Consider the following 14,084-nt stretch of genomic DNA (forward strand, 5'->3'; position numbering starts at 1 on the left):
TCTGAGCGTCGCGGGCGGCTAGCGCGCCTTCTCCATCAGGGGACGCAGACCGACAGTGACCTTGAGTTGCAGGGTCTTGTCCTGCCGCCGCACCTCAATGGGTATGCTGTCGCCCGGCTGCTTGCGGGCGATCTGATTCATCGCCAGTCGACCGTCCTTGATCGGCTGCCCAGCCAGCTTGACCAGCACGTCGCCAGCGCGCAGACCAGCCTTGTGCGCCGGCCCATCGGGATCGATGTCCGTCACCACGATGCCCTGGTCGACCTTGAGGCCGTAGGTCTTGATCAGTTCCGGGGTGATCACCTCCACCGCCACGCCCAGCCAGCCCCGGATGACCTGACCATGCTGGATGATCGACCGCATGACCTCCATGGCCAGCTTGATCGGGATGGCGAAGCCGATGCCCTGGGAGCCGCCGGAGAGGATGGCGGTGTTGATGCCGATCAGGTTGCCATTGGCATCCACCAGCGCCCCGCCTGAATTGCCCAGGTTGATCGCCGCATCGGTCTGGATGAAGTCCTCGTAGGTGTTGAGGCCCAGCTGATTGCGGCCGGTGGCGCTAATGATGCCCATGGTCACGGTTTGGCCGACGCCGAAGGGGTTGCCGATGGCCAGCACCACGTCGCCGATGCGGATGGCGGTCGAATCGCCTACCGAGATGGCTGGCAGATTGGGCAGGTCGATCTTGAGCACGGCGAGGTCGGTGGCCGGATCGTTGCCGATCAGCTTGGCCAGGGTCTGGCGACCGTCGGCGAGCGCGACCACGATGGATTCGGCATCGAGCGTCACATGGTTGTTGGTCAGCAGGTAGCCATCATGACTCATCAGCACCGCCGAGCCGAGGCTCAGCTCTTCCACCGGCTTGGCCGGGCTCTTGCGGTCGTTGGCCGTGTCGCCGGCCTTGCCCGGCTTGGCTGCTTTGGTCGAGCGCAGCGACACCACCGCCGGTGCTGCCCGACTCGCCGCATCGGCGTAGGAGACCGGCCCCTGCTGGCGCCCAGGCGAGGGCGCCTGGGCAGCCTCGAACAGCGGCGGCTGGGCCGGTAGCCCGAGCCACTGGGGATAGTGCTGCATGATCAGGGCTGCAACGAGCAGACCGCACAGCACGGGCCAGCCGAGATAACGCAAAGCCTTGTACATCGATCACATCCTTGAATTTGTCCGCCCGGAGTGCGGCGGATAAGCTGGCGGCATTATAAGGAGCGGCGCCGCTCGATGACATGCCGGGGCGCCGCCACAGAGGAGGTAAGCCGTCCGTGACCCTGTCCCTTGATCTACTGGTAGAAACCGCCGACCGTTACCTGGAGACGGCCCGTATCCAGGATTATTGCCCCAATGGCCTGCAGGTCCAGGGCCGTGGGCAGCTTCGCCTGCTGGTTAGTGGCGTCACGGCCTCCCAGCAGTTGCTGGATGCCGCTGTAGCGGCCGGTGCCGATGCCATCCTCGTGCACCACGGCTACTTCTGGAAAAACGAAGATGCCCGTCTCATCGGCATGAAGCACCGCCGGATCAAGACCCTGCTGAGCCACGACATCAGCCTGCTAGCCTATCACCTGCCGCTGGACGTCCATCCCGAAGTGGGCAACAACGTTCAGCTGGGACGCCGCCTTGGCGTGCAGAACATTCGTCCGCTGCCGGGCGATGCCAGGGGGCTGATCTGGGAGGGCGAGCTGGCCGAGCCGTTGTCCGCGACGGATTTTGGTCGGCGGGTAGCGGATCCCCTGCAGCGCCAGCCGCTGGTGGTCGATGGCGGACGATCGATCCGGCGCCTGGCCTGGTGCACCGGAGGCGCCCAGGGCTATATCGATCAGGCCATCGCGGCGGGCGTGGACGCCTACCTGACCGGTGAGGTATCCGAGCAGACGGTGCACAGTGCCCGCGAAAACGGGGTCAGTTTTTTCGCTGCCGGCCACCATGCTACCGAGCGCTATGGGGTGCAGGCGCTGGGCGACTATCTGGCCACTCAACTGGGCGTGCAGCATCTATTCATCGACTGCGACAACCCGGCCTGAGCGTCATAAGCATATAGCTTCTAGTTCTAAAAGGGCTGTCGGGACATAACCATTGCCTATGATAAGGTTGAGGTTCGTCCACGGCCCGCTCTGTCCGGTGTGTCCAGTCGACTGGATGCCGCAACGGACATCTCCTAGGCCACCTTTCTGCTATCGTGAGTAGCCATGCTCGACAAACAGACGCACCTCAAACAGCTTGAGGCGGAAAGCATCCACATCATCCGTGAAGTGGCCGCCGAGTTCGACAATCCGGTCATGCTGTATTCCATCGGCAAGGATTCGGCCGTGATGCTGCACCTGGCCCGCAAGGCCTTCTTTCCCGGCAAGTTGCCGTTCCCGGTACTCCACGTGGACACCGGCTGGAAATTCCAGGCCATGTACGAATTCCGCGATCGCATGGTTGAGGACATGGGGCTCGATCTGCTGGTGCACAAGAATCCGGAGGGGATCGCCCAAGGCATCAACCCCTTCACCCATGGCAGCGCCAAGCACACCGACATCATGAAGACCCAGGGCCTCAAGCAGGCGCTGGACAAGTACGGCTTCGACGCAGCCTTCGGCGGGGCCCGCCGTGATGAAGAGAAGTCCCGCGCCAAGGAGCGCGTCTACTCCTTCCGCGACAGCAAGCACCGCTGGGACCCCAAGAACCAGCGTCCCGAACTGTGGAACATCTACAACGGCAAGACCAACAAGGGCGAGTCGATCCGGGTCTTCCCGCTGTCCAACTGGACCGAGCTGGACATCTGGCAATACATCTATCTCGAAGGCATCCCGATCGTGCCGCTGTACTTCGCTGCCGAGCGCGAGGTGATCGAGAAGAACGGCACCCTGCTCATGATCGACGACGACCGTATCCTCGAGCACCTCTCGCCCGAGGAAAAGGCGCGTATCCACAAGCGCCAGGTGCGCTTCCGTACCCTCGGCTGCTACCCCCTGACCGGCGCGGTGGAGTCCCAGGCGACGACGCTGACGGACATCATCCAGGAGATGCTGCTCACCCGCACCTCCGAACGCCAGGGCCGGGTCATCGACCACGATGGCGCCGGATCCATGGAAGAGAAGAAACGTCAGGGGTATTTCTAAGATGTCGCACCAATCCGATCTGATCGGCCAGGACATCCTGGCCTACCTCGCGCAGCACGAACGCAAGGAGCTGCTGCGCTTCCTCACCTGCGGCAACGTCGACGACGGCAAGAGCACCCTGATCGGGCGCCTGCTGCACGACTCCAAGATGATCTACGAGGATCACCTGGAAGCCATCACCCGCGACTCCAAGAAGGTGGGCACCACCGGCGAGGAGGTCGACCTGGCGCTGCTGGTGGACGGCCTGCAGGCCGAGCGCGAGCAGGGCATCACCATCGACGTGGCCTATCGCTACTTCTCCACGGCCAAGCGCAAGTTCATCATCGCCGACACCCCCGGCCATGAGCAGTACACCCGCAACATGGCTACCGGGGCCTCCACCTGCGACCTGGCGATCATCCTGGTCGATGCCCGTCACGGCATCCAGACCCAGACGCGCCGGCACAGCTACATCGCTTCGCTGCTGGGCATCAAGCACATCGTGGTCGCCATCAACAAGATGGACCTGCTGGGCTTCGACCAGGCGGTGTTCGAACGCATCAAGGACGACTACCTGGCCTTCGCCCAGCGCATCGAGCTGGGCGCCAAGGACATCCACTTCGTCCCCATGTCGGCGCTCAAGGGCGACAACGTGGTGAATCGCAGCGAGCAGACGTCCTGGTACAGCGGCAAGTCGCTGATGGAAATCCTCGAGACCGTGGAGATCGCCGCGGATCGCAATCTCGACGACCTGCGCTTTCCGGTGCAGTACGTCAATCGGCCCAACCTAAACTTCCGCGGCTTCGCCGGGACCCTGGCATCGGGTGTCGTCACCAAGGGCGATGCCGTGGTGGTCCTGCCGTCGGGCAAGGGCAGTCGGGTCAAGTCCATCGTCACCTACGAAGGCGAGCTGGAGCAGGCCGGTCCCGGCCAGGCGGTGACCCTGACCATGGAAGACGAGATCGACATCTCCCGGGGCGACGTCCTGGTGCATGCCGACAACCGTCCCCAGGTGACCGACAGCTTCGAGGCCATGCTGGTGTGGATGGCCGAAGAGCCCATGCGCCCAGGCAAGAAGTACGACATCAAGCGCGCCACCAGCTATGTGCCGGGTTCGCTGCCGAGCATCGTGCACACGGTGGACGTCAATACCCTGGAACGCGGCGCCACCAGCGAGCTCAAGCTCAACGAGATCGCCCGGGTCAAGGTAGCCCTGGATTCCCCCATCGCCTTGGACGGCTATGGCGTCAACCGCACCACCGGCGCCTTCATCGTCATCGATCGCCTGACCAATGGCACCGTAGGTGCCGGCATGATCATTGCCGACCCGGTAGGTAGCGCTGGCCATGGCCAGAGCGCGCATCAGCTGCACGTCGCCACCAGCGAGCGGGCTGCCCGTTTCGGCCAACAGCCCACCACGGTGCTGTTCACCGGCCTTTCCGGTGCCGGCAAGACCACTCTGGCCTATGCCCTTGAGCGGCGCCTGTTCGACGCCGGTCGCGCGGTCTTCGTGCTGGATGGCCAGAATCTGCGCCACGACCTGAACAAGGGCCTGCCGCAGGATCGCGCGGGTCGTCGCGAGAACTGGTTGCGCGCCGCCCAGGTGGCCCGTCAGTTCAACGAGGCGGGCCTGATCGCCCTGGCTGCGTTCGTCGCGCCGGATGCCGAGGGTCGGGCCCAGGCCCAGGCACTGATCGGTGCCGAGCGCCTGCTGACGGTACACGTCAAGGCTTCGCCGGCGGCTTGCGCCGAGCGGGATCCCCAGGGCCTCTACACCGCCGGTGGCGACAATATCCCGGGCATCTCCTTTGCCTACGATGCGCCCGAAGACGCCGATCTGGTACTGGATACCGAACAGCTGTCGGTTGAGGAGGGGATCCAGCAGATCCTCGACGTCCTGCGGCGACGTCAGGTGATCTAAGGCTTGCAGCGATAGAAAAAACCCGCCTTTCGGCGGGTTTTTCATGGGCCTTTACCAGCGTGGAGGCGGGCCATAGTAGTAGGCGCCAGGTGGCGGGCCGTAGTACACGGGGCGCGGCTCAACCACGCGATACTCGTAGACCGGTGCCGGCTCGTAGTAGACCACGCGCGGCGGGGGCGGCGGCGGTGGCCCCTCGATGTAGACCGGCTCGCGGGCATAGGAGTGGGAGACGATGGCTCCGCCAACCACGGCGCCAACCACTGCACCAAGAAAGGCCGGGCCGGGACCACGACCGTGGGCGGACGCCTGACCGGCGATGGCGAGGCAACCGGCAAGCACCACAGCCTGAGTGATGCGACGTAGCATGATGATTCTCCTGCGACCCGGGGTGATGAAACCGGGCATCTCTATCAGACCGCAACGGTGGCCGCTCGCCTAGGCAGCCCGGGGTAAAGTTTGGGTAAACCAAATACTTCGACATCAGTCCCAACAACCTGAGGTCGACGTGTCCCCAGCCTCGCGGGACGCATCTTCTGTATCTGGTGCCGCGACCGGTGCCCCGACCACGAGACCACTGTGCAGATTCTCTATACCGCTCTGATCCTCTTGCTGATGGTGGGCGCCACCCGTCTCAGCGCCCACCTCATTCCCATCCCGCTGCCACTGATCCAGGTGGTGGTGGGCGCCTTGCTCGCCTGGCCCACGCTGGGGTTGCATGTCGCCCTGGATCCCGAACTCTTTCTGTTGCTGTTCATACCGGCGCTGCTGTTCTCCGATGGCTGGCGCATGCCCAAGCGCGAATTCTGGCGGCTGCGGCGCCCCATCTTCGTACTGGCCTTCGGCCTGGTGTTCCTCACGGTGCTGGGCGCCGGCTGGTTCCTGCACTGGATGCTCAAGCTGCCCTGGGCAGTGGCCTTCGCCCTGGCTGCTGTGCTGTCGCCAACCGATGCCGTGGCCGTTTCCAGCATCGTCCGCGGACGGCTGCCCAGTGCGCTGCTGCATGTGATCCAGGGCGAGGCCCTGCTCAACGATGCCTCGGGCCTGGTGACCTTCAAGTTCGCCGTGGCGGCAGCCCTGACCGGCGCCTTTTCGCTCAGCCAGGCCAGCCTGGATTTCGTCATCGTCGCCGTGGGTGGGGCGCTGGTTGGCGGGGTGTTGAGCTGGCTGGTCGGTCGTGCCCGGGCCTGGATGGTGATCCGACGAGGCTGGAGCGATGCCGCACCCCATGTCGTCTTCATGCTGTTGCTGCCTTTCGCCGCCTATGTGCTGGCGGAGCGGTTGGGCGTCTCGGGCATCCTCTCGGCGGTGGCCGCCGGGATGATGCAGAGCCGGGTCGACATGCTGCCTCGACAGACCGCCACCCGACTGCTCAATCACAGCGTCTGGGGGCTGGTGGAGTTCGCTTTCAACGGCCTGGTATTTCTCATCCTCGGCCTGCAGCTGCCTGACATCCTGGCGGCCGCGCTGCCAGCTTCCCAGGCGCTCTGGCCGGCCGCGGGCTGGCTGACGCTCTACGTGGTGGGGGCCTATCTGGTGATCATGGCCATTCGCTTCGGGGTCATCCTGGGCTATTGGCACCTGACCCAGCCCGGCAGCGGCCCTATCACCATCGCTGGCGATCCCCGCTGCATCGCCGCCATCGCTTCCCTCAGCGGGGTACGCGGCGCCGTGACTCTGGCGGGTGTGCTGTCGCTGCCGCTGATGCTGTCGGATGGCACGCCTTTTCCCCTGCGTGATGTCCTGGTATTCATCGCCGCCGGCGTGATCCTGCTGTCACTGGTGGTGGCGAGCGTCGGCATTCCGCTGCTCCTGGCGCGTTTGCCGGAGCAGTCCAACGACCTGCTGGAGCGTGAACGCTGCGAGGTACGGATCAATGCCGCCCGGGCGGCCATCGGGGCCTTGGAGGACGTGGAGTCAGACGATGCGGACGAACCAGCCCGGGCAGCACTGCAGGCGGAGATCAAGGCCGGCATCATTGCCGAGTTTCGCGACGAGTTGAGTTCCGCCGATGACAGCGAGGACGCCCGTTCCTTGGCGCGTCTACGTGACACCCTGGATGGCGAGCTGCGTCTGCTCGCCATCCGCGCCCAGCGTCGCGAACTCTATCGGCTGCGCATAGCCGGCGTGATCGATGACCTGGTGGTCAGCGAATTCCTGCGCGAACTGGACATCCAGGAGACCGCGCTGATGCGCGATCAGGGCAACCGCTAGCCCTTGCAGAAGCGGCGGATGCGCTCCGCTGCTTCCACACACTCGGCCAGGGGGGCGACCAGCGCCATGCGTACCCGTCCGGCACCTGGGTTGGTGCCCTCCACCTCGCGCGAGAGGTAGGAGCCCGGTACGACCGTCACGTGCTCGCGAGCGAAGAGGTCGCGGGCGAAGGCTTCGTCATCGCCGGGTGTCTTGGCCCAGAGATAGAAGCCGCCGTCCGGCAGGGAGACATCCAGACTGCCCTGCAGAATGTCCAGTACGGCGGCGAATTTCTGCCGGTAGAGCGCGCGGTTCTCACGGACATGGGCTTCGTCGCGCCAGGCCACGGCACTGGCCTTCTGCACCTGCACCGGCATGGCGCAGCCATGATAGGTGCGATAGAGCAGGAAGCGCTTGAGGATGGTGGCATCGCCGGCGACGAAGCCGGATCTCATGCCCGGCAGGTTGGAGCGCTTGGAGAGGCTGTGGAAGACCACGCAACGGGCGAAGTCGCTGCGACCGAGTTCGGCGCAGGCGGTCAGCAGGCCGGGCGGCGGGCTGGCTTCATCGAAGTAGAGTTCGCTGTAGCATTCGTCGGCGGCGATCACGAAGTCGTGGCGGTCGGCGAGTTCGATGAGCTTCTTCAGCGTTTCCAGGGGCAGCAGGGCGCCCGTGGGATTACCCGGGGAGCAGAGGAAGAGCAGCTGGCACCGTTGCCAGACCGCATCCGGAACGCTGTCGAAATCGGGGTTGAAGCCGTTGTCCGCCAGGCAGGGCAGATAATGCGGCTCGGCGCCGGCCAGCAGGGCCGCCCCTTCGTAGATCTGATAGAAGGGGTTGGGGCTCAGCACCAGGCCGCGCTTGCTGCGATCCACCACTGCCTGGGTAAAGGAGAACAGGGCTTCCCGGGTGCCGGTGACTGGCAGCACGTGGCGAGCCGGATCCAGCCAGCCCGCGGGGACGGCGAAGCGCTGGCCGGCCCAGTCGGCGATGGTCTCACGCAGGTCGGCGATTCCCAGTGTGGTGGGATAGACCGCCAGCTGAGCCAGATTCGCGGTCAGCGCCTCGGCGACGAAGGCGGGTGCCGGGTGCTTGGGCTCACCGATCGACAGCGGGATGGGGCTGATCGAAGCCGGCGGGGTGACGGTGGCCAGCAGGGCACGCAGTTTCTCGAACGGATAGGGCTGCAGCAGGTCAAGGGTGGGATTCATCGTCGGGTGGTCCTTCGTTCGAGACTAGATGCTGATGCGACTGAGTGGTGTCTGGCTGTCCCGCTCGCCCAGCTGCTTGATCAGGGCTTGCTGCAGCGCGGCGCAGAGGCTGGGGTCAGACAGTGGGCGACCGTCGGCGTTGGTCACGTAGAAGACGTCTTCCACGCGCTCGCCGAGGGTGGCGATCTTGGCGTTGAGCACGGACAGGTCGAAATCGAGGAAGATCCGTCCCACCCGCGCCAGCAGGCCGGGTCGGTCGGGCGCCGTCAGTTCGATGAGGCTCGCCGAGCGCGTGGTGTCGGTATAGATGTTCACCTGGGGCGAAAAGGCGAAATGCTTGAGCTGGCGGGTCACGCGCCGATTGATGATGCTCGGGTATTCTTCCGGATGCTTGAGCGCCTCGATCAGGCCGGCGCGGATCTGGGCGATACGCGCGGGATTGTTGCCAATCGAGCCGCCATCGGTATCCAGCACGATGTAGGTGTCCAGGGTGAACTGGCTGCTGGAGGTGATGATGCGTGCGTCCTGAATGTTCAGGTTGAGCTGATCCATCACCGCCACGGTCACCGCGAAGAAGTCGTGCTGGTCCGCGGCATAGATGAAGATCTGGGTGCCGCCCTCGGAGTCACGCTGGGTGGTCTCGCGGATCAGCACCAGCGGCTCGGCGGTATCGCTATGGCCAAGGATGGCCTCGGTGTGCCAGGCGACGTCCAATGCGGTGTGGCGCAGGAAGTAGGTATCACCCAGCTGCGACCAGAGCTGCTCGGCGTCATCGGCATCGATGCCGCGACGCATCAGGGTATCCAATGCCGATTGCTGGGTACTGCGGATCTGCTCCTCGCGGTTGACCGGATTCTCCAGGCCCCGACGCAGGGCACGCTTGGTCTCGGTGTATAGCTGGCGGAGCAGGGTGGCGCGCCAGGAGTTCCATAGCGACGGATTGGTCGCGGTGATGTCGGCCACGGTCAGGACATACAGATAGTCCAGGTGGGTGTGGTCGCCAACGGTTAGGGCGAAGTCGTGGATGACCTGGGGATCGGAGAGATCCTTGCGCTGGGCGGTGGTGGACATCACCAGGTGGTTGCGTACCAGCCAGCTGACCAGACGGGTGTCCCACTCCGGCAACTGGTGGCGGCGACCGAAGGCTTCCACGTCTTCCGCGCCCAGCTCCGAGTGATCGCCACCACGACCCTTGGCGATGTCGTGGTAGAGGCCGGCGACATAGATCAGCTCCGGCTTGGGCAGCTTGTGGATCACCCGCGTCGCCAGCGGATACTTCTCGGCGAGGACGTCGTAGCTCATCTTGCGCAGGTGCTTGATGAGATTGAGGGTATGGGCGTCGACCGTATAGATGTGGAAGAGGTCGTGCTGCATCTGCCCGACGATCTGGCCGAATTCGGGCAGGTAGAGCCCCAGCAGGCCATAACGATTCATGCGCCGCAGATTGCGGTGGATGCCGGATTCGCTCTTGAGCAGCTCGATGAACAGGCTGGTGTTGCGAATGTCCTGGCGGAAGGCGTCATCGATCAGGTGACGGCTGTCGCGTAGCAGGCGGATGGTACCGGCGCTCGGTCCCTTGATCGCAGGGTTCTGCGCCAGCAGGACGAACAGCTCCATCAGGGCGAAGGGGGTGCGCAGGAAGACCTGGGGATGCACCACCTCGAGATAGCCGTTACGGATCTGGAACCTGTTGTTGAGCGGGGTGACCGCGGCAGGCACCTGCTCGTCGCGCAGATTCACTTCCTCGAAGTGCTGCATCACCACGTCGCTGAGCTGGGAGACGTCCATCACCACCCGGTAGTACTTCTGCATGAAGCGTTCTACCGCGAGCTTGGCGTCGTTGTCCTCGTAACCGAGCAGATTGGCGATGCGCCGCTGGTGGTCGAACAGCAGGCGGTCCTCGGCGCGACCGGCGAGCATGTGCAGGGCATAGCGGACCTTCCATAGGTACTCCTGTGCCGAGGTCAGCAGGCCGCATTCGCTTTCGGTCAGAAAGCCCTGGCCTACCAGTGCCTGTAGATTGAGGGTGCCGAACTGGCGCCGGGCGATCCACAGCAGTGTCTGGATATCGCGCAGACCACCCGGTGAACCCTTCACATTGGGTTCGAGGTTGTATTCGGTGTCGTTGTACTTCGCGTGCCGCGCGCTCTGTTCGGCACGCTTGGCCAGGTAGAAGGCGCGTCCGGGCCAGAGATGCTCGACGCCGGTCGCCGCCAGCATCGCCTGGCGCAGGTGCTCGGGGCCAGCTAGGGTGCGGCTTTCCATCAGGTTGGTGATCACCGTCAGGTCGGCCAGGGCCTCGGTAGTGCATTCGCGCAGAGACCGGACGCTCTGCCCCACGGCCAGGCCCACGTCCCATAGCAGGGTCAGGAAGCCTTCGATGGATGCGCGGAAGCGCTCCTGCTCTTCTTCGGCGAGCAGGATGAGCAGGTCGATATCCGAGTGTGGATGCAGTTCGCCGCGGCCATAGCCGCCTACGGCGAGCAGGGCGATGCCGTCAGACGGCCAACTGAAGCGATTCCAGGCCGCCGTGAGTAACTGATCGATGAACCAGGCGCGATCCTCGACCAGGCGACGCACGCTGCGTCCGGCCAGGAAACGGGCATCCAGGGTGGCGTTCGCGGCCCGGATGAATTTCTTGAAGGCCGCGAGAGGGCTGGCTTTCAGCGAAAGCTCAGCCTGGAACTGGCCGGCGTCGAACAACTCCGAATCGACCTGGGGCATGGGCGCTCACTCACGCAGAAACGCGGGGAAAGGTTTCGTCCTTTCTCAGGGTCAGGATCTCGTAACCCTCTTCGGTGACCAGCACCGTGTGTTCCCACTGCGCGGACAGCTTGCGGTCCTTGGTGATGGCGGTCCAGCCATCGCCCAGCAGGCGGGTCTCGTAGCGGCCCTGGTTGATCATCGGCTCGATGGTGAAGATCATCCCGGCCTGCAGCTCGAGGCCAGTGCCGGCGCGGCCGTAATGCACCACCTGCGGCTCCTCGTGGAAACCCTTGCCGATGCCGTGACCGCAGTATTCGCGGACCACCGAGAAGCCGTTCTTCTCGGCATATTTCTGGATGACCTCGCCGATGTCGCCCAGACGCGCGCCGGGACGGACGAGTTCGATGCCCTTGTAGAGGCACTCCTGGGTGACCTGGCAGAGGCGGCCGGCCCACTCGGGAACGTCACCTACCAGGTACATCTTGCTGGTATCCCCGTGATAGCCATCTTTGATCACGGTGATGTCCACGTTCATGATGTCGCCGCTCTTGAGTGGCTTGTCATTGGGAATGCCATGGCAGACCACGTGGTTCAGCGAGGTGCAGATGGATTTGGGGTAGCCCTTGTAGTTCAGCGGGGCAGGAATGGCCTGCTGCACGTTGACGATATAGTCGTGGGCCAGTCGATCCAGTTCTTCGGTAGTGATGCCGGGACGCACGTGTTCGTCCAGCATTTCGAGCACCTCGGCGGCCAATTGGCCGGCGACGCGCATCTTGGCGATGTCTTCAGGGGTCTTGAGGATGACGGTCATCGGAAATCTCTAGGTATCACGCCGGGTGTTAGCTTTCGATCCGTTATTCTATCAGAGCTAGTGCCCTTGCTGTGGCCACCGGCGGCACCCCGGATCTCCGGTGTCCACCAATCGCCGCTGGTGATATCCGATAAGGCGTGATATAAAGTCGCGCGCTTTTTCGGGGCTCTGCCCTTTAGCGCTCCTAACCCCACACACGCATCGACACGATGACCTGGGTGCTTCCCAAGGGAAGTTGGTCATTGGGATGCGTGGAGGCCCAACCCGACTACGAGGAACATCTAAATGTCTCAAGTCTCCATGCGTGACATGCTGAAAGCCGGCGTGCATTTCGGCCACCAAACCCGTTACTGGAACCCGAAGATGGGCAAGTACATCTTCGGTGCGCGCAACAAGATCCACATCATCAACCTCGAAAAAACCCTGCCGATGTTCAACGAGGCCCTGACCTTCGTTGAGCGCCTGGCGTCCGGCAAGAACAAGATCCTGTTCGTCGGCACCAAGCGCGCCGCCGGCAAGATCGTTCGCGAAGAAGCCGCGCGTTGCGGTCAGCCCTTCGTCGATCATCGCTGGTTGGGCGGCATGCTGACCAACTACAAGACCATCCGTGCCTCGATCAAGCGTCTGCGTGATCTGGAAGTCCAGTCCCAGGACGGTACTTTCGACAAGCTGACCAAGAAAGAAGCCCTGATGCGTACCCGCGACCTCGAAAAGCTCGAGCGCAGCCTGGGTGGTATCAAGGACATGGGCGGTCTGCCGGATGCCCTGTTCGTGGTCGACGTTGACCACGAGCGCATCGCCATCACCGAAGCCAACAAGCTGGGCATCCCGGTCATCGGCGTCGTCGATACCAACAGCAGCCCGGAAGGTGTTGACTACATCATCCCCGGCAACGATGACGCCTTCCGCGCCGTTACTCTGTACCTGAGCAGCGTTGCCGATGCCGTGATCCGTGGCGGCAGCAACGGCGGTGCCAACGAGCAATTCGTCGAAGAACCCGTTGCCGAAGCCGTCGAGGGCTGAGCATTTCGACCCTAGGGTCGAGCGGTTCGACGTGCGAGAAGGGGGCCTAGCCCCCTTTTTGCCTACTGGCGTTTCATTGGCTCCGTCTCTGTGCGGAGTGACCTCGAAACCGATTCAAGAGGATTTCAAACATGGCAGAAATCACTGCAGCCCTGGTCAAAGAACTGCGCGAGCGCACCGGCCAAGGCATGATGGATTGCAAGAAGGCCCTGGCCGCTGCCGGTGGCGACATCGAGAAAGCCATCGACGACATGCGTGCCGCTGGCGCCATCAAGGCTGCCAAGAAGGCCGGTAACGTGGCTGCCGAAGGCTCCATCGCGGTCAAGGTCGCTGATGACCACAAGGCTGCCGTCATCATCGAAGTCAACTCCCAGACCGATTTCCTGGCTCTGCAGGACGACTTCAAGGGTTTCGTCGCCGCCAGCCTGGACAAGGCCTTTGCCGAGAAGATGAGCGATGCCGCTCCGCTGATCGCCGCTCAGGAAGCTGCTCGTGAGGCGCTGGTCGCCAAGTGTGGCGAGAACGTCAACATCCGTCGCCTGACCCGTGTCGAAGGCGATGTCGTTGGCGCCTACCTGCACGGTCACCGCATCGGTGTGGTCGTTACCCTGCAGGGTGGTACCGCCGAACTGGCCAAGGAAATCGCCATGCACGTCGCGGCGAGCAACCCCCAGTTCCTGAATCCCTCCCAGGTTTCCGAAGAAGCTGTCGCCAAGGAAAAGGAAATTTTCCTGGCGCTGAACGCCGACAAGATCGCCGGCAAGCCGGAAAACATCGTGGAGAACATGGTCAAGGGTCGTATCAACAAGTTCCTGGCCGAAGCCAGCCTGGTTGAGCAGCCCTTCATCAAGGATCCGGAAGTCAAGGTCGGTGAGCTGGCCAAGAAAGCCGGCGCCGAGATCGTCTCCTTCGTACGCTACGAAGTGGGCGAAGGCATCGAGAAGGCCGAAGTCGACTTCGCTGCCGAAGTGGCTGCCCAGCTGGCTGCCAGCAAGCAGTAAGCCCGGCATCCGCCGTTGACCAGGAGGCCGCCCGCTTCGAGCGCGCGGCCTCTTTGTCAAAGTGGTAGGCAGGTCTAGTTTCTCGCCTCCCAAGGAGTTTTTTGCCGATTGGAGTGAACGCAACTGCGGTTGCGCTTTCCTATCGCA

At 63.6% G+C, this 14,084-nt stretch carries 11 protein-coding genes; 6 read left to right on the top strand and 5 right to left on the bottom strand.

Features of this window, described 5'->3' with window-relative positions:
• Positions 1–18: 18 nt before the first annotated feature.
• On the bottom strand, positions 19–1,140 hold the full coding sequence (locus tag ACWPW1_RS06770) for a S1C family serine protease (protein WP_059314035.1): 1,122 nt from the start codon (positions 1,138–1,140) through the stop codon (positions 19–21).
• Positions 1,141–1,220: 80 nt separating this feature from the next.
• Between ACWPW1_RS06770 and ACWPW1_RS06775 the strand changes: the two genes are divergently transcribed.
• The 3 genes from ACWPW1_RS06775 to cysN all read left to right on the top strand — a co-directional run bounded on the left by ACWPW1_RS06775 (position 1,221) and on the right by cysN (position 4,995).
• Positions 1,221–2,012, top strand: coding sequence for a Nif3-like dinuclear metal center hexameric protein (locus tag ACWPW1_RS06775; protein WP_454252616.1), 792 nt, complete (start codon positions 1,221–1,223; stop codon positions 2,010–2,012).
• A 165-nt stretch (positions 2,013–2,177) separates the two neighbouring features.
• Positions 2,178–3,095, top strand: coding sequence for a sulfate adenylyltransferase subunit CysD (gene cysD / locus ACWPW1_RS06780; protein ID WP_313647864.1), 918 nt, complete (start codon positions 2,178–2,180; stop codon positions 3,093–3,095).
• Position 3,096: 1 nt separating this feature from the next.
• Positions 3,097–4,995: a sulfate adenylyltransferase subunit CysN gene (gene cysN, locus ACWPW1_RS06785; protein WP_454252617.1), complete on the top strand. Its 1,899-nt coding sequence runs from the start codon at positions 3,097–3,099 to the stop codon at positions 4,993–4,995.
• 51 nt (positions 4,996–5,046) lie between these two features.
• Here the strand turns inward: cysN and ACWPW1_RS06790 are convergent, their stop codons facing one another.
• Positions 5,047–5,361 (bottom strand): hypothetical protein, encoded by a 315-nt coding sequence (locus tag ACWPW1_RS06790; protein ID WP_059314039.1) that lies wholly within the window; start codon positions 5,359–5,361, stop codon positions 5,047–5,049.
• Between the two features lie 210 nt (positions 5,362–5,571).
• Between ACWPW1_RS06790 and ACWPW1_RS06795 the strand changes: the two genes are divergently transcribed.
• Positions 5,572–7,206, top strand: coding sequence for a Na+/H+ antiporter (locus ACWPW1_RS06795; protein WP_323148219.1), 1,635 nt, complete (start codon positions 5,572–5,574; stop codon positions 7,204–7,206).
• Here ACWPW1_RS06795 and dapC read toward each other — a convergent pair.
• From dapC to map, 3 genes are read right to left on the bottom strand one after another with little or no spacing between them, the layout of a single operon-like run.
• The gene (gene dapC / locus ACWPW1_RS06800) at positions 7,203–8,396 is read right to left on the bottom strand and encodes a succinyldiaminopimelate transaminase (RefSeq protein ID WP_454252618.1); all 1,194 of its coding nucleotides are present in this window, start codon (positions 8,394–8,396) and stop codon (positions 7,203–7,205) included. The genes ACWPW1_RS06795 and dapC overlap by 4 nt on opposite strands.
• A 24-nt stretch (positions 8,397–8,420) precedes the next feature.
• Positions 8,421–11,120, bottom strand: coding sequence for a [protein-PII] uridylyltransferase (locus ACWPW1_RS06805; protein ID WP_454252619.1), 2,700 nt, complete (start codon positions 11,118–11,120; stop codon positions 8,421–8,423).
• Between the two features lie 10 nt (positions 11,121–11,130).
• Positions 11,131–11,913, bottom strand: coding sequence for a type I methionyl aminopeptidase (map, locus tag ACWPW1_RS06810; RefSeq protein WP_271654208.1), 783 nt, complete (start codon positions 11,911–11,913; stop codon positions 11,131–11,133).
• A 285-nt stretch (positions 11,914–12,198) separates the two neighbouring features.
• Between map and rpsB the strand changes: the two genes are divergently transcribed.
• Together rpsB and tsf are read left to right on the top strand one after the other, a co-directional pair.
• Complete coding sequence (rpsB, locus tag ACWPW1_RS06815) at positions 12,199–12,936, top strand: 30S ribosomal protein S2 (protein ID WP_454252620.1); 738 nt, start codon at positions 12,199–12,201, stop codon at positions 12,934–12,936.
• A 131-nt stretch (positions 12,937–13,067) separates the two neighbouring features.
• Entirely contained in the window at positions 13,068–13,937 is an 870-nt protein-coding gene (gene tsf / locus ACWPW1_RS06820) for a translation elongation factor Ts (RefSeq protein WP_007159493.1), read from the top strand.
• Positions 13,938–14,084: the final 147 nt, after the last annotated feature.

Source organism: Pseudomonas sp. Marseille-Q7302 (genome assembly GCF_965111925.1).